Source organism: Streptomyces sp. GbtcB7 (genome assembly GCF_019091445.1).
In the GTDB taxonomy this organism is placed as follows: Bacteria; Actinomycetota; Actinomycetes; order Streptomycetales; family Streptomycetaceae; genus Streptomyces; species Streptomyces mirabilis.
Genome location: NZ_JAGXJM010000024.1, coordinates 19,261 through 38,923 on the forward strand (window position 1 = coordinate 19,261; position 19,663 = coordinate 38,923).

14 protein-coding genes are annotated in these 19,663 nt (G+C 70.1%); 5 read left to right on the forward strand and 9 right to left on the reverse strand.

What is annotated here, in order from left to right:
* Nucleotides 1–2 precede the first annotated feature (2 nt).
* The 7 genes from pgk to uvrC all read right to left on the reverse strand — a co-directional run bounded on the left by pgk (nt 3) and on the right by uvrC (nt 10,911).
* Entirely contained in the window at nt 3–1,214 is a 1,212-nt protein-coding gene (gene pgk, locus KVT44_RS33640; RefSeq protein ID WP_095855284.1) for a phosphoglycerate kinase, read from the reverse strand.
* Nucleotides 1,215–1,342: 128 nt separating this feature from the next.
* Complete coding sequence (gap, locus tag KVT44_RS33645; protein WP_054235924.1) at nt 1,343–2,353, reverse strand: type I glyceraldehyde-3-phosphate dehydrogenase; 1,011 nt, start codon at nt 2,351–2,353, stop codon at nt 1,343–1,345.
* 190 nt (nt 2,354–2,543) lie between these two features.
* Nucleotides 2,544–5,501 carry a M14 family metallopeptidase gene (locus tag KVT44_RS33650; protein WP_217571086.1) on the reverse strand — a complete coding sequence of 986 codons (2,958 nt, stop codon included), beginning with the start codon at nt 5,499–5,501 and terminating at the stop codon, nt 2,544–2,546.
* A 163-nt stretch (nt 5,502–5,664) separates the two neighbouring features.
* A complete protein-coding gene (whiA, locus tag KVT44_RS33655; protein ID WP_010987695.1) occupies nt 5,665–6,654 on the reverse strand; it encodes a DNA-binding protein WhiA in 990 nt (329 codons plus the stop codon).
* Complete coding sequence (gene yvcK / locus KVT44_RS33660) at nt 6,645–7,715, reverse strand: uridine diphosphate-N-acetylglucosamine-binding protein YvcK (RefSeq protein ID WP_190170278.1); 1,071 nt, start codon at nt 7,713–7,715, stop codon at nt 6,645–6,647. The genes whiA and yvcK overlap by 10 nt, the downstream gene beginning before the upstream one ends.
* Nucleotides 7,712–8,725, reverse strand: a complete 1,014-nt coding sequence (gene rapZ, locus KVT44_RS33665; protein ID WP_190170277.1) for an RNase adapter RapZ — start codon at nt 8,723–8,725, stop codon at nt 7,712–7,714. Before rapZ ends, yvcK begins: the two co-directional genes overlap by 4 nt.
* The gene (gene uvrC / locus KVT44_RS33670; RefSeq protein WP_217571088.1) at nt 8,722–10,911 is read right to left on the reverse strand and encodes an excinuclease ABC subunit UvrC; all 2,190 of its coding nucleotides are present in this window, start codon (nt 10,909–10,911) and stop codon (nt 8,722–8,724) included. Before uvrC ends, rapZ begins: the two co-directional genes overlap by 4 nt.
* A gap of 292 nt (nt 10,912–11,203) precedes the next feature.
* Between uvrC and KVT44_RS33675 the strand changes: the two genes are divergently transcribed.
* On the forward strand, nt 11,204–12,151 hold the full coding sequence (locus KVT44_RS33675; RefSeq protein WP_099923291.1) for a hypothetical protein: 948 nt from the start codon (nt 11,204–11,206) through the stop codon (nt 12,149–12,151).
* A gap of 39 nt (nt 12,152–12,190) precedes the next feature.
* Here KVT44_RS33675 and KVT44_RS33680 read toward each other — a convergent pair whose 3' ends face one another.
* A complete protein-coding gene (locus KVT44_RS33680; RefSeq protein ID WP_217571090.1) occupies nt 12,191–12,595 on the reverse strand; it encodes a Rieske (2Fe-2S) protein in 405 nt (134 codons plus the stop codon).
* Nucleotides 12,596–12,833: 238 nt separating this feature from the next.
* Here KVT44_RS33680 and KVT44_RS33685 point away from each other — a divergent pair, with 238 nt between their 5' ends.
* Nucleotides 12,834–13,919, forward strand: coding sequence for a LacI family DNA-binding transcriptional regulator (locus KVT44_RS33685; protein ID WP_217571092.1), 1,086 nt, complete (start codon nt 12,834–12,836; stop codon nt 13,917–13,919).
* Nucleotides 13,916–14,827, forward strand: a complete 912-nt coding sequence (locus tag KVT44_RS33690; RefSeq protein ID WP_217571094.1) for a carbohydrate kinase — start codon at nt 13,916–13,918, stop codon at nt 14,825–14,827. The genes KVT44_RS33685 and KVT44_RS33690 overlap by 4 nt, the downstream gene beginning before the upstream one ends.
* A gap of 151 nt (nt 14,828–14,978) precedes the next feature.
* Here KVT44_RS33690 and uvrA read toward each other — a convergent pair whose 3' ends face one another.
* A complete protein-coding gene (gene uvrA / locus KVT44_RS33695) occupies nt 14,979–18,020 on the reverse strand; it encodes an excinuclease ABC subunit UvrA (protein WP_217571096.1) in 3,042 nt (1,013 codons plus the stop codon).
* 223 nt (nt 18,021–18,243) lie between these two features.
* Between uvrA and KVT44_RS33700 the strand changes: the two genes are divergently transcribed.
* The gene (locus tag KVT44_RS33700; protein ID WP_217571098.1) at nt 18,244–18,933 is read left to right on the forward strand and encodes a maleylpyruvate isomerase family mycothiol-dependent enzyme; all 690 of its coding nucleotides are present in this window, start codon (nt 18,244–18,246) and stop codon (nt 18,931–18,933) included.
* Nucleotides 18,934–18,942: 9 nt separating this feature from the next.
* Nucleotides 18,943–19,599: an MBL fold metallo-hydrolase gene (locus KVT44_RS33705; RefSeq protein ID WP_075026258.1), complete on the forward strand. Its 657-nt coding sequence runs from the start codon at nt 18,943–18,945 to the stop codon at nt 19,597–19,599.
* The last annotated feature ends 64 nt before the right edge of the window (nt 19,600–19,663 follow it).

Below are 19,663 nucleotides of genomic sequence, written 5' to 3' on the forward strand. Positions count from 1 at the left end.
GGTCAGTCCTCCAGTGCGGCGAGGCCGGGGAGCGTCTTGCCCTCGAGGTACTCGAGGGAGGCGCCGCCACCGGTCGAGATGTGACCGAATGCCTTCTCGTCGAAGCCCAGGATGCGGACGGCCGCGGCGGAGTCGCCACCGCCGACGACCGTGAAGGCCTGGGAGTCGACGAGGGCCTGGGCGACCGCCTTGGTGCCCTCGGCGTAGTCGGGGTGCTCGAAGACGCCCATCGGACCGTTCCAGAAGACGGTGGCCGCGTCGGCGAGCTTCGAGGCGTACAGCTTGCGGGTCTCCGGACCGATGTCCAGGCCCTCCTGGTCGGCCGGGATGGCGTCCGCGGCGACGGTGGTGGGGTTGGCGGGGGCCTTGGTCTTCAGGTCCGGGAACTCCGGAGCGACCAGGACGTCGACGGGGAGGACCAGCTCGACGCCGTTCTTCTCCGCGCGGTCCATGTACTCCTTGACGGCCGGAACCTGGTCCTCCTGAAGGAGGGAGATGCCGACCTCGTACCCCTTGGCCTTGAGGAAGGTGTACGCCATGCCGCCGCCGATGAGCAGACGGTCGGCCTTGCCGAGCAGCTGGTCGATGACGGCGAGCTTGTCGGAGACCTTGGCGCCGCCGAGCGCGACGACGTAGGGCCGCTTGACGTCCTCGGTCAGCTTCTTCAGGACGTTGACCTCGGTGGCGATGAGGTAGCCCGCGTAGTGCGGAAGGCGCGCCGGGAGGTCGTACACGGAGGCGTGCTTGCGGTGCACGGCACCGAAACCGTCGCCTACGTAGACGTCGGCCAGGGCGGCGAGCTGGTCGGCGAACTCGCCGCGCTCGGTGTCGTCCTTGGACGTCTCGCCCGGGTTGAAGCGCAGGTTCTCGATCACGGCGACCTGGCCGGGCTGGAGGCCGTTCACGGCGTCGTGGGCCGCGGGGCCGACGGTGTCCTGGGCGAACGCCACGGGGGCGCCGAGCAGTTCACCGAGGCGCTCGGCGGGCTGCAGCAGGGAGAACGCCGGGTCCGGGGCGCCCTTGGGGCGGCCCAGGTGCGAGGCGACGACCACCTTGGCGCCCGCTTCGGCGAGGGCCTTGATGGTGGGCAGGACGGCGCGGATACGGCCGTCGTCGGTGATGAGGCCGTCGGCCAGCGGCACGTTGAGGTCGGCGCGGACGAAGACCCGCTTGCCGTCCACGCCTTCGGCGAGAAGTTCGTCGATCGTCTTCATAAAGGGACTCCTAGGAGGGCTCTGTTGTCCGGGAGGGCTGTTCGATCCGTGCACAGAGCAGGGCTCGGACAACGCGGCTGTGCGCTGCCCGAGCCCTGCTCTCACATCAGAGGTGCCTGCTCCGGGACTTAGAGCTGGCCGCCGACGAAGACCGTGAGGTCGACAAGGCGGTTGGAGTAGCCCCACTCGTTGTCGTACCAGCCGAGGATCTTCACCGAGTTGCCCTCCTGGACCATCGTCAGGGAGGAGTCGAAGGTGCAGGAGGCCGGGTCGCCGACGATGTCCGAGGAGACGATCGGGTCCTCGGTGTAGGCCAGGTAGCCCTTGAGGTCACCGTCGTCGGAGGCCTTCTTGAACGCGGCGTTGACCTCGTCCTTGGTGACCTCGCGCTGCAGCGTCACGACCAGGTCGGTGGCCGAGCCGGTCGGGACCGGGACGCGCATCGCGATGCCGTCGAGCTTGCCCTTGAGCTGCGGCAGGACCAGGGCGGTGGCCTTGGCGGCACCGGTCGTGGTCGGGATGATGTTCTCGGCGGCGGCGCGGGCGCGACGCAGGTCCGAGTGCGGGAAGTCCAGGATGCGCTGGTCGTTCGTGTACGCGTGGACCGTCGTCATCAGGCCCTTGACGATGCCGAAGTTCTCGTCGAGCACCTTGGCCATCGGCGCCACACAGTTGGTGGTGCAGGAGGCGTTGGAGATGATGTGGTGCTGCGCCGGGTCGTACTTGTCCTGGTTGACGCCCATCACGATGGTGATGTCCTCGTCCTTGGCCGGAGCCGAGATCAGGACCTTCTTGGCGCCGCCGGCGATGTGCTTCTCGGCGTCGGCCTTCTTGGTGAAGATGCCGGTCGACTCGATGACGATGTCGACGCCCAGCTCGCCCCACGGGATGTCGGCGGGGTTGCGCTCGGAGAGCACCTTGATGGTGTGGCCGTCGACGGTGATCGTGTCGGCGGTGTGCGACACCTCGGCCTTGAGGCGGCCCAGGATGGTGTCGTACTTCAGCAGGTGAGCGGTGGTCGCGGTGTCACCCAGGTCGTTGACAGCCACGATCTCGATGTCAGCACCCTGCTCCAGCAGCGCGCGGAAGTAGTTACGACCGATGCGGCCAAAGCCGTTGATGCCTACGCGGATCGTCACGAACCGATCTCCTCGTTAGGTACGCCGACTCAGTGCCGGCGAGTTGTATGGGATGTCCCCGACCGCCTACGACCCTACCTCCCCGAGGCGTCTGCGGTGACATCGAGATACCCCATACACGGCAGGGTGTTCCGTACCCACCAGTAGGGGTACGGAACACCCTCGGCGTTGACGAGATAGTCACACAGGGTTAGCCGTTCAGCGCCCCGAGCGCCTTCTTGATGAGGGCCGCGCGGTCCGCCGCCGCGGTGACGTGCTCCAGGCCGAAGCCCAGCAGCACCGTGTCGTCCGTGGTGACTCCGCCGTACGTCTTGAACAGCTCTCCGTACCGCGCCCAGTCCTTGAGCACGGAGGGGCTGCCCGGGGGCGGTCCGGAGGCGCTCCAAGGCCCGAGGGAGGTCTCGAAGCCCTCGGTCTCGGCGGCCGCCCCGCCGACGACGAGGGAGGCGTTGTCCGCGAGGACGCCGTGACCGCCGGTGTTCGGGTCGGTGATGTAGCTCAGCGACACCTCGACCGACTTGCCGGCGTACGCGCTGAGGTCGAAGTTGACCTGCTGCCAGCCGCTGGAGGCACCGGTGAAGCTGTTCCACGCCCCGCTGGTACCGGTGTTGGCGCAGCCGGTGGAACTCACGGTCAGGTAGCGCTTGAGGAAGGGGTGCTCCCTGACCAGGAATCCGGCCTCGCACTCCGCCGGGACCGTGGTGCTGGTGGCGCCGCCCGCCTCGGGCAGCGTCGTCCAGTCGTCGGCCCCGGTGGTGTGGGCCTCGAGCACCGCGTGGTCGTAGCCGGGCTCGGTGTCCCACAGGAGTTGGGTGCGCAGCGTCGGCTTGTCGGCGGCGCTGACACCGGTGAGGTCGATGGTCCGGGTGAGGCGCTTGTAGGCGTCGTCGGTGTGCACGGCGGCGGCCATGTACGAGCCCGCGTAGGGCCCGTACGGGTTGACGGTCCCGGCGAACTGGCCCGCTCCCGCGCTCGAGGCGAACTGCGGGTACTGCGCGGGCGCCAGCGAGTCCGAGGTGACGCCATAGGTGCCCGCCGTGTTCAGCGGATTGCCGGGCGCGTCGCCGAGCGCCCCCGTGAAGCCGGTGAGCTTCCCGGCGCCGGCGAATCCGTTGGCCCCCGGAGTGGACGTACGGGAGTAGGCGCCCAGGTAGTACTGGCTGAAGTCGTTCGAAAGGGTGCCTCCGCCGAGGTCGACGTTGCCGCCGGCCTGCTCGCCCGCCTCGATCAGCTTGCCGCCCTCGTTGAGGAAGGCGCGCAGCTGGAGCTGGGTGGCGTTGCCCGGCCGTGCGGCACCGGTGTAGTGGACGACCGTCTTGAAGTGGTCGAGCACGCCGAGCGCGTCGGGCGCGCCCAGGGTTGCCACGTCCCATACGAGGGGCTTCTTGCCGTTGGCCTTCAGGGCGTCGACGTAGGCCTGGGACTGCGTGGCGGTCGCGCCCTCCTCGGCGACGACCAGCGTGTCGGCACTGGGCCGCTGGGCCACGGTGTACGTGAAGTGCGTACTGGAGGTCTTCTTGCCGCTCTTGGTCTCACCGGTGAACCAGACCTCGACCTTGTCGCCGGGGTCGCCGTCCTTCACCTTGGCGCGGTACTCGTCGAAGTAGAGGTTGTCCTTGCCGCCGTAGGTCTCGCCGCCCTTCCAGGCCTTGAGCGCCATGTCCAGCGTACGGCCGCCGTTGACGCGGTACTTGAGCTCCTTGTCGCGTACGGACTTGCGGACGACGACGGAGACCTTCTGGTCGGCGCCGCGGGAGTACGACGTCGTGAAGGGGGCCGGGGTGAAGTCGGGCGCGTCGAGGCCCACCGAGGACGACGGCTGGTCGGGGTGGGCCGCGGTCTCGGCGACGGAGAGCGCGAACGGGACGTTCTTCTCGAACTCCTGCTCGATCAGCTTCTCGTCGTCCGGGAAGGTGAAGACCGAGGCGCAGTCGGCCGCGTTCCAGGCGTCGTTCGGGTCGATGTCCGAGGCGGTCTGGCAGGTCGACATCTCGGGGGTGAACATCGCCATGCCGTTGACGTTGCCCGCGTGGCCGTCCGCCTCGCCGTTGGTCGTGTAGAGCTCCGAGGAGACCTGGGGGTGGTAGCCCGGGATCGCGGAGTGCTCGGGGGTTCCGGCGAGCGCCTTGTAGAGCACGTCGTCCGGGGTGGGCGTCGCCACCTGCCAGCCCACTCCGTAGAGGAGCAGTTCGGCTGCGGAGTGGTAGTTGATGCCGTACGCGAAGCCGATCCGCTTCTCGAAGGCGTCGAGCGCCTTGGTCTCGGGCTCGGAGCCGGGGCTCGTGCCGCGGTAGGTCTCACTGGTGGGGTTGGGTGACGAACCCTCGTCGTCGTAGCCCCACTTGTAGGCGAAGTTGCGGTTGAGGTCGACACCGTCACCGGTGGAGATGACCCCGTCGCCGTTGACGTCCCGCAGGTTCTTGCGCCACTGGCGGGCGTCGGCGTCCTTGAACGTGTAGTCGTAGCCGTCGGGGTTGGCCGACAGGACGAACCACAGTTCGGTGGAGTCGACGATCTTCTTGATGCGTTTGTTCGTCGAGTAGTTGTCCAAGTAGTAGTGCATCAGACGCCGTGTCATCTCGGGCGTGATCCACTCGCGCGCGTGCTGGTTGGACATGTACAGCACGGACGGCTTGGAGCCGTCCTTGGACTTCTTCGCGCCCTTGGTCAGTTTGAGCGCGAGGATGTCCTGGCCGTTGACCGTCTTGCCGATGGAGACGACCTTGGTGAGATCGGGGTGGGCGGCGCCGGTCTTGACGATCTCCTCCTGGAGATTGCCCTTGCCGCTGTACGGGCGGAACACGCCCTGGGCCGCGCTCTCCACCCGCGCCTCGGCCTTGGCCGTCAGGGTGTGCTCGGTGAGCTCGACGCCCTGCTTCTCCAGCTTCTTGGCCTGCTGGTCGGTGACGTAGACCTCGACCGCGCTCTTGCCGTTCTTCCACGTCGTGTCGCCGAGTTCGTGGCCGTCCTGCCCGGCCGCGAGCAGCAGGGGTATCTGCTGCTTCGTGATCTCCGCGTGGAACACCTTCACGGCGTTCGCGTCGGGCTTGGGTGAACCGCCGTTCTGCGCCTGGGCGATGGGTGCCATGCCCGCACCGCCCAGCAGGAGCGCGCCCGTAGCGAGGATCGCTCTCGCTCTTCGTCTCATGAGCCCCCCTTGCGTGAGTCCGCCACAGCAGCGAACAGATGCCAGGCTCATGACACTTCATGGTCAAGTCAAGGGTGCCTCACAGGAACGCAAACGCCGGTGCCGACGTCCCAAGTGGACATCGGCACCGGCGTGTTGGGCTTCCGGCGATCGATCGGACGGGTCAGCCCGCGAGGTTGTCCGCCATCTCCTCGGTGAGGTTCGACTCCGTCCCGGGGATGCCGAGATCCTGGGCCCGCTTGTCGGCCATCGCGAGCAGCCGACGGATACGGCCGGCGACGGCGTCCTTGGTCAGCGGCGGGTCGGCGAGCGCGCCCAGCTCCTCCAGGGAGGCCTGCTTGTGCTCCATGCGCAGCCGTCCGGCGGCCGCGAGGTGCTCCGGCACCTCGTCCGCGAGGATCTCCAGGGCGCGCTGCACGCGGGCCCCGGCGGCGACGGCGGCACGGGCCGAGCGGCGCAGGTTGGCGTCGTCGAAGTTGGCGAGCCGGTTGGCCGTGGCGCGGACCTCGCGGCGCATCCGCCGCTCCTCCCAGGCCAGCACCGACTCGTGTGCTCCGAGACGGGTGAGCAGCGCGCCGATCGCGTCTCCGTCCCGGACGACCACGCGGTCCACGCCGCGCACCTCGCGGGCCTTCGCGGCGATCGAGAGCCGACGGGCGGCGCCGACGAGCGCGAGCGCGGCCTCCGGACCCGGGCAGGTCACCTCCAGGGAGGAGGAGCGACCCGGCTCGGTGAGCGAGCCGTGCGCCAGGAACGCCCCGCGCCAGGCCGCCTCGGCGTCGCAGGTGGCCCCCGAGACCACCTGCGGCGGGAGGCCCCGGATCGGGCGCCCACGGCCGTCCACTAGCCCCGTCTGGCGGGCCAGCTGGTCGCCGCCCGCGACGACGCGTACGACATACCGGGAGCCGCGGCGCAGACCGCCGGGCGCCATCACGATCAGTTCGGAGCTGTGGCCGAAGATCTCCAGAATGTCCCGCTTCAGCCGGCGCGCCGCCATCGCGGTGTCCAGCTCCGCCTCGATCACAATCCGGCCGCTCACCAGGTGGAGGCCGCCGGCGAACCGCAGAATGGCGGAGACCTCCGCCTTTCTGCAGCAGGTCCGGGTGACGGGGAGCCGGGAAATTTCATCCTTCACCGCTGCCGTCATCGCCATGGGCCGATCCTTCCATGCATCCGAAAAATACGGTCGTACGCGGCGGCCAACAGCTCCGGGTCGTGCCGCGGAGATCCGTCGGTCCGGGCCACCGGCGCCAGCTCGACCGCGGCGCCGAACCGCTGGGCGGCGTCGGCGAGTGAGTCGCGATCGGGCACGGCGGCCTCGTCGGCCAGCACCACGTCCAGGGCGAGTTTAGGGGCGTGTCGTCCCAAAACCTCCAAATGACGCTGCGGGGAGAAGCCCTCGGTTTCTCCGGGCTGCGGGGCGAGGTTCAGGGAGAGTACCCGGCGCGCCTTCGTCTCGGTGAGCGCATCGAGGAGCTCGGGCACGAGAAGGTGCGGAATCACCGAGGAGAACCAGGAGCCGGGGCCGAGCACCACCCAGTCGGCGTCGAGGACCGCCGCCACGGCCTCGGGGACGGCGGGCGGGTCGGCTGGGACGACGTGCACGGACTGCACCTCGCCGGGGGTGAGGGCCACGGTCGCCTGCCCCCGTACCGTGACCACGTCCTCGGGCCGCTCCGGGTCGTGCCCCTTGACGAGGGCCTGGAGCTCCAGGGGTACGGCGGACATGGGCAGCACCCGGCCGTGCGCCCCGAGGAGCCTGCCGACCAGGTCCAGGGCCTGGACATGGTCGCCGAGCTGTTCCCACAGGGCCACGATCAGCAGATTGCCGACCGCGTGCTCGTGCAGATCCCCCTGGGACTGGAAACGGTGCTGGATGACGCGGGCCCAGGTCTGGCCCCAGTCGTCGTCGCCGCACAGCGCGGCCAGGGCCTTGCGCAGGTCACCGGGCGGCAGCACGCCCAGCTCGTCGCGCAGGCGCCCGCTGGAACCGCCGTCGTCGGCCACGGTGACGACGGCGGTGAGGTCGCCGGTGATCCGGCGCAGCGCGGCGAGCGAGGCGGACAGCCCCATGCCGCCGCCGAGGGCGACGACCTTGGGCTGGGCACCCCGGCGGCGCGGCTTCCCGCCGCGCGCCTCGGCGGGCCTGTCGCCGCGTCCCTCGGAGGCGACCCGGCGCAGCCTGCTCAGCCGCAGTGCGGCACGTCCGGTCACTCGCGCCCCATGTCCCGGTGGACGACCACGGTCTCCACGCCCTGCGAGGCGAGGCGGGCGGCGAGCTTCTCGGAGGTGGCGACCGAGCGGTGCTTGCCGCCGGTGCAGCCGACCGCGATGGTCACATAGCGCTTGCCCTCGCGGCGGTAGCCGGCGGCGATGAGCTGGAGCAGCTCGGTGTAGCGGTCGAGGAACTCCTTGGCGCCGGGCTGGTTGAAGACGTACGCCGACACCTCCTCGTTCAGGCCCGTGAAGGGGCGCAGCTCCGGGACCCAGTGCGGGTTGGGCAGGAAGCGCATGTCCACGACCAGGTCGGCGTCGACCGGAAGGCCGTACTTGAAGCCGAAGGACATGACGGTGGCCCGCAGCTCGGGCTCCTCCTCGCCCGCGAACTGGGCGTCCATCTTGGCTCGCAGCTCGTGCACGTTCAGGCTGGAGGTGTCGATGACCAGGTCGGCGTCGCCGCGCAGCTCGCGCAGCAGCTCGCGCTCGGCGTCGATGCCGTCGACGATGCGGCCGTCGCCCTGGAGGGGGTGCGGACGGCGCACGGACTCGAAGCGGCGCACCAGGGCCTCGTCGGAGGACTCCAGGAAGACGATCCGCCGGGTGACGTTCTTCGCCTCCAGGTCGGCGAGGGACTCGCGGAGGTTGTCGAAGAAGCGGCGGCCTCGTACGTCGACGACGACCGCGATCCTCGCCACGTTGCCCTGGGAGCGGGCGCCGAGCTCCACCATGGTGGGGATCAGCGCGGGCGGCAGGTTGTCGACGACGAACCAGCCGAGGTCCTCCAGACACTTGGCGGCCGTCGACCGGCCCGCCCCGGACATCCCGGAGATGATCACCAGCTCGGGGATGGCGGCTTCGGGCACCGCGGGCGTCTCCATCGTCGTACCCCCCTGGGTCTCGTCGGCGGCCTGTGGTGCGGCCGTCTGCCCGGTCTGCGGTCCGGCCGATTGTTCGGCCGGTTGTTCGGTCTGTGCTGGGATCTCTTGTCGTTCGTTGTCGCTCATGTCTCCTGCCCCCGTCGCTCGTGTGAGGCGCCCGCGGACACGGGCTCCTCCGGGGAGCCCGTGTCCGCGGGCGCCCCGACTTCCTCGTCTTCCATGATCTCTCCAGTCGCCGTGTTCACGGCGGGTGCGGCCGGGGCCGCCTGGGCGAGGGCCACGGCGACCGCCTCGGCCGTCTTGCGGCCTATGCCGGGAACCTCGCAGATCTGGTCGATGGTCGCGGATCGCAGCTTTTTCACCGAGCCGAAGTGCTTGATCAGCGCCTGCTTGCGGGTCTCGCCGAGGCCCGGCACCTCGTCCAGGGGGCTCGCCTTGAAACGCTTGGCCCGCTTGGTGCGCTGGTAGGTGATGGCGAAGCGGTGGGCCTCGTCACGGACCCGCTGGAGCAGGTACAGGCCCTCGCTGGTGCGGGGCAGGACCACCGGGTCGTCCTCGTGCGGCAGCCAGACCTCCTCCAGGCGCTTGGCGAGACCGCAGACGGCGATGTCGTCGATGCCCAGTTCGTCGAGAGCCCTCTTGGCCGCCGCGACCTGCGGCTGGCCACCGTCGACGACGACGAGCTGCGGAGGGTAGGCGAAGCGCTTGGGGCGGCCGTCCTCCTCGGTGAAGGCGTTCCCCACGAAGGCGTTCCCCGTGGTGTCACCCTCCAGAGTGGCGTTCCCCAGGGGAGCGCTTTCGGAGGTCCCGCCGGTGGAGGTCCCGCCGGTGGAGGTCCCGTCGGCGGAGGTCCCGTCGCGGGAGGTCCCGTCGCTGGAGGCGGTCTCGCCGTCCGTCCACTCGCCCGTCCGCTCCTTCTCGGCGAGATAGCGCCTGAAGCGGCGGGTGATCACCTCGTGCATGGAGCGGACGTCGTCCTGGCCCTCGAAGCCCTTGATCTGGAAGCGCCGGTACTCGCTCTTGCGCTGCAGCCCGTCCTCGAAGACGACCATGGAGGCGACCACGTCGTCCCCCTGGAGGTGCGAGATGTCGTAGCACTCGATCCGGAGCGGGGCACTGTCCAGGTCGAGGGCTCCGGCGATCTCCTCCAGGGCGCGCGAGCGGGTGGTCAGGTCGGAGGCGCGCTTGGTCTTGTGCAGGCCGAGAGCCTGGAGCGCGTTGCGCTGCACGGTTTCCATGAGCGCCTTCTTGTCGCCGCGCTGCGGGATGCGGAGGGAGACGTTCGACCCGCGGCGCTCGGTCAGCCACTCCTGGACGGGCTCCACGGGGTCGGGCAGTGCCGGGACGAGCACCTCCTTGGGGACGGAGTCGCCCGTCTCCTCCCCGTAGAGCTGCTGCAGCGCGTGTTCGACCAGGTCACCGGTGGTGACGGCCTCCACCTTGTCGGTGACCCAGCCGCGCTGGCCGCGCACCCGGCCGCCGCGCACGTGGAAGATCTGCACGGCGGCTTCCAGCTCGTCCTCGGCGACGGCCATCAGGTCGGCGTCGGTCGCGTCGGCGAGCACGACCGCGTTCTTCTCCATGGCCTTCTTCAGGGCCTCGATGTCGTCGCGCAGACGGGCCGCCCGCTCGTACTCCATCTCCTCGGCCGCGTCCGTCATCTGCTGCTCGAGGCGGCGGATGTACGTCCCCGTACGGCCGGCCATGAAGTCGCAGAACTCCTCTGCCAGCTCGCGGTGTTCCTCGTCGGAGACCCGCCCGACACAGGGGGCGGAGCACTTGCCGATGTAGCCGAGGAGGCAGGGGCGGCCGGTGCGGGCGGCGTTCTTGAAGACGCCCGCCGAACAGGTGCGGACCGGGAAGACGCGCAGCAGCAGGTCGACGGTGTCGCGGATCGCCCACGCGTGCCCGTACGGACCGAAATAGCGCACGCCCTTGCGCTTGTGGCCGCGCATCACCTGCACACGCGGGAACTCCTCGTTCATCGTCACCGCGAGGTAGGGGTAGCTCTTGTCGTCGCGGTACTTGACGTTGAACCGGGGGTCGAACTCCTTGATCCAGGAGTACTCCAGCTGTAGCGCCTCGACCTCCGTGGACACCACCGTCCACTCCACGGACGCGGCCGTGGTGACCATCGTGCGGGTGCGGGGGTGCAGGCCCGCCAGGTCCTGGAAGTAGCTGGCCAGGCGCTGGCGCAGGCTTTTCGCCTTTCCGACGTAGATCACCCGGCGGTGCTCGTCGCGGAATTTGTACACCCCGGGAGAGTCCGGGATCTGTCCCGGCTTGGGGCGGTAGCTGGAGGGGTCGGCCATGTCACACACCCTACTGGCGAGGGCTGACACCGCGACGACCTCCCGGCCCGCCTGTGGACTCAGCCGCCGGGACCGCGATCGCGGATCGGCCAGAGGGCGGTACAGCAGGTTGAGTAGGTTGCGTATCAGGTGTTGTCGGGGCTTGGTCAACACGCTTCAATGCGTGGGAACTCGGGGGCGTGGACGGCGACAGGCGCGTGTGAACAAGCCCCGCGCGCCGGCCGGGCGCCCCCGACGACCTACATCCAACGGTCTGACCAGCCGTTGTGAACATTCACAGAAAGGCCCCTGCATGCGGTACGGCACACAGCACGCGGACGTCGCCATTGCGGAACTGGAGACGGCCCTGGCAGGAGGCCCCTTCCATGTCGCGCTGCGCGCCGCGATCGCCGCACGCGGCCTGCCCCTGCAGCGCGTACAGCACCATCTGTCTCGGTACGGGGTCAAAGTCGGGGTCACGAGCCTGAGTTACTGGCAGCAGGGTGCCCGGCGCCCGCAGCGCCCCGAGTCGCTGCGCGCCGTACGCGCCCTGGAGGAGATCCTCCAGCTCCCGGACGAGTCGCTGATCCGGCTGCTGGCCAAGGCCGACCAGCGCTGCGACCCCCAGCGCCCCACCGGCCGCTCGTACCGCTCCCTGGTGGAGGCCTCCGGCGTCCTGGAGCGGCTCCTGGCCGAGCTGGAGTCACCGCTCGACGGCGGGCTGCACACCCTCGGCCACCACGAACTCGTCCGGATAGGCACGCACCGCGAGCTGCTCGCCCGCGAGTCCCACCACATCGTGCGGGCCTACAAGGACGGTGTGGACCGCTATGTGGCGGTCCACCACGGTGACCCCGGTTGCGCCCCGGAGCGCACGGCGGTCCGAGCCCTGGAAAACTGCCGCACGGGACGGGTGCGCTGGCACCACGACACCGGAGTGCTGGTCGCCGAGCTGCTCTTCGATACGCGGCTGCGCGCAGGAGATACGTTCCTCTTCCGCTACGGCTTCGAGGACGGCACGGCCGGTGCGTCCAGCGAGTACGTGCGCGGGTTCGGCTTCGCGGGCGGGCAGTACGCCCTCCAGGTGCGGTTCGCCGAGGATGCGCTGCCCGTACGCTGCCACCGGTTCACCCAGCACTCGGCGGCGGCACCACGCAGTGGCCGCCAGGAGCTCCCCCTCAGCGGGCGCCATCGCTCGGTGCATCTCGTCGAGCCGCGGGTGCGGTCGGGCATCGTGGGCATCGGCTGGGACTGGGAGTGACCCCGGCCGGCCGGGGACGCGGCGTCACCGCACTCCCGGTCAGGGACCTGCGACGATCCTGCCGCCCTTGGCCTGCACGGACAGCTCCTTCAGCGGCACGGTGGCAGGGGCCTGCAGCACCTTGCCCGTCACCGCGTCGAACTCGCTGCCGTGGCACGGGCAGATCAGCGTCGTGCCCTGAAGCTTGTTGATGGCGCACCCGGCGTGCGTGCAGATCGTGCTGAACGCCTTCAGGGAGCCGTTCTCGGCGCGGCTGACCACGACGTTCTCTTCCCGGTACAGCTTGGCGCCGCCCTTGGCGAGCTCGCTCTCCGCGCCCAGCTCGACCGGCGCGGTCGGCGCCGCCGGCGTCCCGCCCCCGCTGCCGCCGGAGCAGGCACTGAGGGCGACCCCGGCGACCGGGGCGAGCGCCGCTCCTCGCAGGACGGTACGGCGGGCAGGCATGGTGTCTCCACAGGTCGGGGCCGGGCGTGTGTCGACGATACCGTTAGGGATCATTCCGCCCCGAGGGGGTCCTCATGGGTGCGGCCCCGATGGTGTCCTCAATATGTGCGGGTGACCGGACGTAAACGTTTGCGCAAGCGTTTACGTCTACCGTCGAATGCGATACGTTCCCGCCGGAGCAGGCCGAGAGTTCGGGGAGGGCCCCAGTGGGTCGCCCGGGGAGAGGCGAGGCAGGGCGATGGCAACGATGGTCGACGTGGCGGCGCACGCGGGAGTGTCCGTGGCGACCGTCTCCCATGTGCTCAACGACACGCGCCCCGTGCTGCCCCACACCCGCCAGGCCGTCCTGGACGCCATCGACGCGCTCGGCTACACGCCCAACACCCTGGCCCGTTCGCTGGTCACCGCACGCACCCGGTCCATCGGCCTCGCGGTGTCGGCGATCAGCAACCCGTACTTCACGGAGATCCTCCAGGGCGTCGAGGCGGGCGCCCTGGAGCACGGGTACGGGCTGCTCCTCGCCGATCCGCACGACGATCCCCAGCACGAGCGGAAGGTCGTCCAGCTGCTGCACGAGCGACGCGTCGACGGTCTGATCGTCGCACCCTCCGCCGATCCGGACGCGCTCCTGCGCTACCTCGGGCAGCACAACGTGCCGACCGTCTTCCTGGACCGCCTGGTCGAGGCTCCGGCCGACCACCCCTTCCGCTTCGACCAGGTCTGCGCCGAGAACGCCGAGCCGATGGCACGGCTGGTCGGGCATCTCGCCGAACGGGGTCACCGGCGCATCGGGCTCGTCGCGGGCCTGCCCGGGCTCAGCACCACGAACGAGCGGATCTCCGGCTACCGCCACGGCCTCGCGGGCGCCGGGCTCCCCTACGACGAACGGCTCGTGGCGCACGGCGACTCCGAGGCGACGGCCGCCGAACGCGCCACCGACGCGCTGCTGTCCCTGGCGGCGCCCCCGACCGCGCTGGTCACCGGAAACAACGCGATGACCATCGGGGCCCTGCGCACCCTGCGCGAACGCGGTCTGTCCGTGCCGGACGACCTGGCGCTGTGCTGCTTCGACGACTTCGCCTGGGCGGATCTGTTCGCGCCCCGGCTGACCGCGATCTCCCAGCCCAGCAAGGAGATCGGCGCGCAGGCCGTCCGGCTGCTCCTGGAACGGCTCGCCTCGCCGGACCGCCCGGCCCGCACCGTGCGGCTCCCCTGCGCCTTCGTCCACCGCACCTCGTGCGGCTGCGCCGAGCCCCCCGGGACATCGGGGGCCTCCCCCACCGACCTGAGTCAGAAGAGTCCCGCGAAAGGATCCCTGTCGTGATCGTCGTCGCCGGTGAGGCCCTGATCGACCTGGTACCGCAGGGCGCGGGCGCACTCGTCAACCTGCGGCCCGCACGCGGCGGCGGCCCCTACAACACGGCGGTGGCGCTGGGCCGCCTCGGCTCCCCCACCGCCTTCTGCTCCCGGGTCTCGTACGACGCGTACGGCGAGGCGCTCCTCGGCGGGCTGCGCGAGGCGGGCGTCGACGTGTCCTCGGTGCAGCGCGGGACGGAGCCGACGACCCTCGCGGTCGCCTCCATCGACGTGGACGGCTCGGCGGCGTACTCCTTCTACGTCGAGGGCACGGCCGACCGCCTGTTCGCCGCGCCGGAGCGCCTCCCCGACGCCACCCGGGCGGTGTCCTTCGGGACCTGCTCGCTGGTCCTGGAGCCGGGCGCGAGCGCCTACGAGGAGCTGATGCGGGCCGCCGCCGCGCGCGGTGTGTTCACCACGCTCGACCCGAACATCCGGGCCGTGCTCATCCCCGACGCGGACGCCTATCGGGCCCGCTTCAAGAGCTGGCTGCCGTCGGTGTCGCTCCTCAAGCTCTCCGAGGAGGACGCGCTGTGGCTGGGCGGCACCCCGCGCGAGTGGCTGGCGTCCGGTCCCGCGGCCGTCGTGATCACCCAGGGCGGCGACGGCCTGACGGTGTTCACCCAGGACGGCTCCGTCCACTCCGTGCCCGGTGAGCCGGTCGAGGTCGTGGACACCATCGGCGCCGGAGACACGGTGAACGCGGCCCTGCTCCACGGCCTGGCCGCGCGGGACGCGCTGTCCCCGGCGGCGCTGGCCGAGCTGGGCCCCGACAGCTGGAGCGAGCTGCTGCGGTTCGCGGCCCGCGCGGCGGCGATCACCTGCTCCCGAGCGGGCGCGGAGCCGCCGTTCGCGGCGGAACTCGACGCCCCTTGAGGTAGCTGGACCCTCTGAGACCGACAGCTGGACCCACTGAGACCGATGGGCTCCAAGGGCCGCTGACCGTGCAACGGACGGTGCCCCATGGGGAGTTCCCATGGGGCACCGTGTTCTTCGTGATGTGTCGGGCCCGGCCCGTCCGGCCGGATCAGGCCTTGCGTGCCCGCGTCGTCTTCTTCGCGGGGATCGCCTTCTTCGTGGCCGTGGTGCTGGTGGCCGCGGCGGCCTTCTTCGTGGCCGTGTTGTTCACGGCCTTCGTGGTCGTCTTCCTGGCCGTCGACTTGGCCGCGACCGCCTTCTTGGCCGCCGCCTTGCGGGGAGCCGGTACGGAGGCGGCGTCGCTGATCCGGTCCGCACCCAGGACGTCGCGCAGGAACTTGCCGGTGTGGCTGGCCGGAACCCCGGCGACCTGCTCGGGCGTGCCCTCGGCGACCACGAGACCGCCGCCGTTGCCGCCCTCCGGGCCCATGTCGACGACCCAGTCGGCGGTCTTGATGACGTCGAGGTTGTGCTCGATGACGATGACCGTGTTGCCCTTGTCGACCAGACCGGAGAGCACCGTGATCAGCTTGCTGATGTCCTCGAAGTGCAGACCGGTGGTCGGCTCGTCCAGCACGTACACCGTGCGGCCCGTGGAACGCTTCTGCAGCTCGCTGGCGAGCTTGACGCGCTGGGCCTCGCCGCCGGACAGCGTCGGCGCGGACTGGCCGAGCCGGACGTAGCCGAGACCGACGTCGTTGAGCGTGCGCAGGTGGCGGGCGATCGCGGGGACGGCCTCGAAGAAGCCGAGGGCCTCCTCGATGGGCATGTCGAGGACCTCGGAGATGGACTTGCCCTTGTAGTGGACCTCCAGGGTCTCCCGGTTGTAGCGCGCCCCGTGGCAGACCTCACAGGGGACGTACACGTCCGGCAGGAAGTTCATCTCGATCTTGATGGTGCCGTCGCCCGAGCAGTTCTCGCAGCGGCCGCCCTTGACGTTGAAGGAGAAGCGGCCGGGCATGTAGCCCCGCACCTTCGCCTCGGTCGTCTCGGCGAACAGCTTGCGGACGTGGTCGAAGACTCCGGTGTACGTGGCCGGGTTCGACCGCGGGGTGCGGCCGATGGGCGACTGGTCGACGTGCACGACCTTGTCGACGAGGTCGTCGCCGTCCACACGCGTGTGCCGCCCGGGAACGTTCCGGGCGCCGTTGAGCTCGCGCGCCAGGTGCGTGTACAGGATGTCGTTGACCAGCGTCGACTTGCCGGAACCCGAGACACCCGTGACCGCCGTGAGCACGCCCAGCGGGAAGGAGACGTCGATGTCCTGGAGGTTGTTCTCACGGGCGCCGTGCACGGTGAGCCTGCGGCCCGGGTCGGCGGGCCGGCGGATGTCCGGAAGCGGGATCTCCCTCTTGCCCGACAGGTACTGGCCGGTCATCGACTCGGCGTTGGTGAGCAGTTCCTTCAAGGGGCCGCTGTGCACGACCTTGCCGCCGTGCTCACCCGCGCCGGGGCCGATGTCGACGACCCAGTCGGCGACCTTGATGGTGTCCTCGTCGTGCTCGACGACGATGAGCGTGTTGCCCATGTCGCGCAGCCGGACCAGGGTCTCGATCAGCCGGTGGTTGTCGCGCTGGTGCAGGCCGATGGACGGCTCGTCGAGGACGTACAGGACGCCGACGAGGCCGGAGCCGATCTGGGTGGCCAGGCGGATGCGCTGGGCCTCGCCGCCGGAGAGCGTGCCGGCCGCGCGGTTGAGCGACAGGTAGTCGAGGCCGACGTCGACCAGGAAGCGCAGCCGTTCGTTGACCTCCTTCAGGACGCGCTCGGCGATCTTCTTGTCGCGCGCGTCGAGCTTCAGCTTGCCCAGGAAGTCCGCGCAGTCGCTGATCGACATCGCGGAGACCTCCGCGATCGACTTCTCCATGACGGTGACGGCGAGGATGAGCGGCTTGAGGCGGGTGCCCTCACAGGTGGGGCAGGGCACCTCGCGCATATAGCCCTCGAAGCGCTCGCGGCTGGCGTCGCTCTCGGACTCGCTGTGCCGCCGCTTGATGAAGGGGACGGCCCCTTCGAAGGGGGTGGTGTAGACACGCTCGCGCCCGTACCGGTTGCGGTAGCGCACCTCGATCTGCGTCTTGTGGCCGTAGAGCAGGGCCTTCTTGGCGCGCTGCGGGAGACCGGCGAAGGGGATGTCGGTCCGGAATCCCAACGCGTCGGCGAGGGCTCCGACGAGCCGCCCGAAGTAGTCCTTGGTGTGCCCGTGCGACCAGGGGTGGATGGCGCCCTCGTCGAGGGACTTGTCCTCGTCCGGGACGATCAGCTCGGGGTCGACCTCCATGCGCGTACCGATACCGGTGCACTCTGGGCAGGCGCCGAAGGGCGAGTTGAAGGAGAAGGAGCGGGGCTCCAGCTCCTCGAACGACAGGTCGTCGTACGGGCAGTACAGGTGCTCCGAGTACATGCGCTCGCGCTCGGGGTCGTCCTCGGGGAGGTCGACGAAGTCGAGCACGACCATGCCGCCGGAGAGCCCGAGGGCGGTCTCCACGGAGTCGGTGAGGCGGCGCTTGGCGGAGTCCTTCACCGTGAGGCGGTCGACGACCACCTCGATGGTGTGCTTCTCCTGCTTCTTCAGCGTGGGCGGCTCGGTGAGCTGGATCGTCTGACCGTCGACCCTGGCCCGGCTGTACCCCTTGGTCTGGAGATCGGCGAAGAGGTCGACGAACTCGCCCTTGCGCTCGCGCACCAGCGGCGAAAGGACCTGGAAGCGGCTTCCCTCGGGCAGCTCCAGAACCCTGTCGACGATGGCCTGCGGCGACTGGCGCGTGATGGGGCGGCGGCACTCGGGACAGTGCGGCTTGCCGATGCGCGCGAAGAGCAGACGCAGGTAGTCGTAGACCTCGGTGATGGTGCCGACCGTCGAGCGCGGGTTGCGCGAGGTCGACTTCTGGTCGATGGAGACCGCCGGGGAGAGGCCTTCGATGAAGTCGACGTCCGGCTTGTCCATCTGGCCGAGGAACTGCCGGGCGTACGAGGACAGTGACTCCACGTAACGCCGCTGCCCCTCGGCGAAGATCGTGTCGAAGGCCAGCGAGGACTTGCCCGACCCCGACAGGCCCGTGAAGACGATGAGCGAGTCGCGCGGGAGGTCGAGCGAGACATTCTTCAGATTGTGCTCGCGCGCTCCACGGACGATGAGACGGTCGGCCACGCCGGTCCGCACCTTTCTTGAGAGAAGTGACAGGGGCCGAGGCCCCCGTCTTTCCCAGACTAGGGGGAGCCACTGACAGCGCCGGTTGCTTTCCCTGGTTCACAACAATCCCGGGCCATCCAGCATGCCCGACGCCGCACCCGAGGGTATAGCACGTGCATTCGATTTGCTGGCGTGGCCGACCACCTTCACCCGAACGTGTGGCGGGGCTAGGGTCGGCCGCATGATGGATCATGTGCGCGACCTGGCGTCTGTACGTGACGCGACCGAACGGCTGCTCAACGCAGCCGCCGAACTGGACAACGCTTCCGCGGCCGAGCCGTCACGGCTGCCCGGCTGGAGCCGCGGCCATGTGCTCGCCCACCTCTCCCGTAACGCGGACGCGCTCGTGAACGTCCTCGACGGGCTCCCCATGTACGTCTCCGGGGAAGCCCGGGACGCCGACATCGAGCGGGACGCGCCCCGCCCCCTGGACGGACAGCTCGCGGACCTGCGGGAGAGCGCGGCCCGGTTCCAGGACGCGGGGGCGGCGCCCGCGGACTGGTCGCGCACGGTGGAGCTGCGCAACGGGGTCACGGACTCCGCGGCCCGGGTGCCGTTCCGACGCTGGGGCGAGGTCGAGCTGCATCACGTGGACCTGGGGATCGGGTACGAGCTCGAGGATCTCCCGGAGGAGTTCGTGGAACGGGAGATCGCGTTCCTCGCCGATCGGTTCACGGGGCACCCCGAGGTGCCCTCCACCCGGATCACCGACGCCACGCGCGCGTGGAGCACGGGACGCGATACCGAGGGCGGACCCGAGGTCACCGTGACCGGTCCCGCACCGGCGCTGCTCGGCTGGCTCTGCGGACGGCGCGACGGTTCGGGGCTGAGCGTCGATGGCGGGCCACTCCCCGCGCTCCCCCCGCTATAGGCTGCCGTCATGACGTACAGCGGAGCGGTGAAGGTCGGCGGACCTGCCGATGTGCACGAGCTGCAGAACCTGATGATCTCCAAGGTCGCGGTCGGCCCGATGGACAACAACGCCTATCTGCTGCGCTGCCGGGCCACCGACGAGCAGCTGCTGATCGACGCGGCCAACGACGCCGGCACCCTGCTCACGCTGATCGGTGACGACGGCATCGCGTCCGTCGTCACCACACATCAGCACGGCGACCACTGGCAGGCGCTCGCGGAGGTCGTGGTGGCCACCGGCGCACGCACGTACGCGGGCCGGGACGACGCCGAGGGCATCCCCGTGCCGACCGACGTCCTCGTGGGCGACGGCGACACGATCCGGGTGGGGCGCGTGGAACTCACCGCGCGCCACCTCGTGGGGCACACACCGGGCTCGATCGCCCTCGTCTACGACGACCCGCACGGGCACCCGCACGTGTTCACCGGGGACTGTCTCTTCCCCGGCGGCGTGGGCAACACCCGCAAGGACCCGAAGGCGTTCGCCAGCCTCATCCACGACGTCGAGACGAAGATCTTCGACGCACTGCCGGACGAGACCTGGGTCTACCCGGGGCACGGCAACGACACGACGCTGGGCGCCGAGCGGCCGCACCTTCCGGAATGGCACGCGCGCGGCTGGTGACTCCGAGGGCGTATGACGAACGAACCCCGACCGGTCCGCGTCGTACGACGAACCCCGGCCGGGG

Coding starts and splice junctions, on each gene's coding strand:
- rapZ (WP_190170277.1), bottom strand. CDS start 8,725: ATGAGCGACAACGAACGACAAGAGATCCCAGCACAGACCGAACAACCG.
- KVT44_RS33680 (WP_217571090.1), bottom strand. CDS start 12,595: ATGCCTGCCCGCCGTACCGTCCTGCGAGGAGCGGCGCTCGCCCCGGTC.
- KVT44_RS33705 (WP_075026258.1), top strand. CDS start 18,943: ATGACGTACAGCGGAGCGGTGAAGGTCGGCGGACCTGCCGATGTGCAC.
- KVT44_RS33700 (WP_217571098.1), top strand. CDS start 18,244: ATGATGGATCATGTGCGCGACCTGGCGTCTGTACGTGACGCGACCGAA.
- uvrC (WP_217571088.1), bottom strand. CDS start 10,911: ATGGCCGACCCCTCCAGCTACCGCCCCAAGCCGGGACAGATCCCGGAC.
- whiA (WP_010987695.1), bottom strand. CDS start 6,654: ATGGCGATGACGGCAGCGGTGAAGGATGAAATTTCCCGGCTCCCCGTC.
- KVT44_RS33685 (WP_217571092.1), top strand. CDS start 12,834: ATGGCAACGATGGTCGACGTGGCGGCGCACGCGGGAGTGTCCGTGGCG.
- KVT44_RS33650 (WP_217571086.1), bottom strand. CDS start 5,501: ATGAGACGAAGAGCGAGAGCGATCCTCGCTACGGGCGCGCTCCTGCTG.
- KVT44_RS33675 (WP_099923291.1), top strand. CDS start 11,204: ATGCGGTACGGCACACAGCACGCGGACGTCGCCATTGCGGAACTGGAG.
- pgk (WP_095855284.1), bottom strand. CDS start 1,214: ATGAAGACGATCGACGAACTTCTCGCCGAAGGCGTGGACGGCAAGCGG.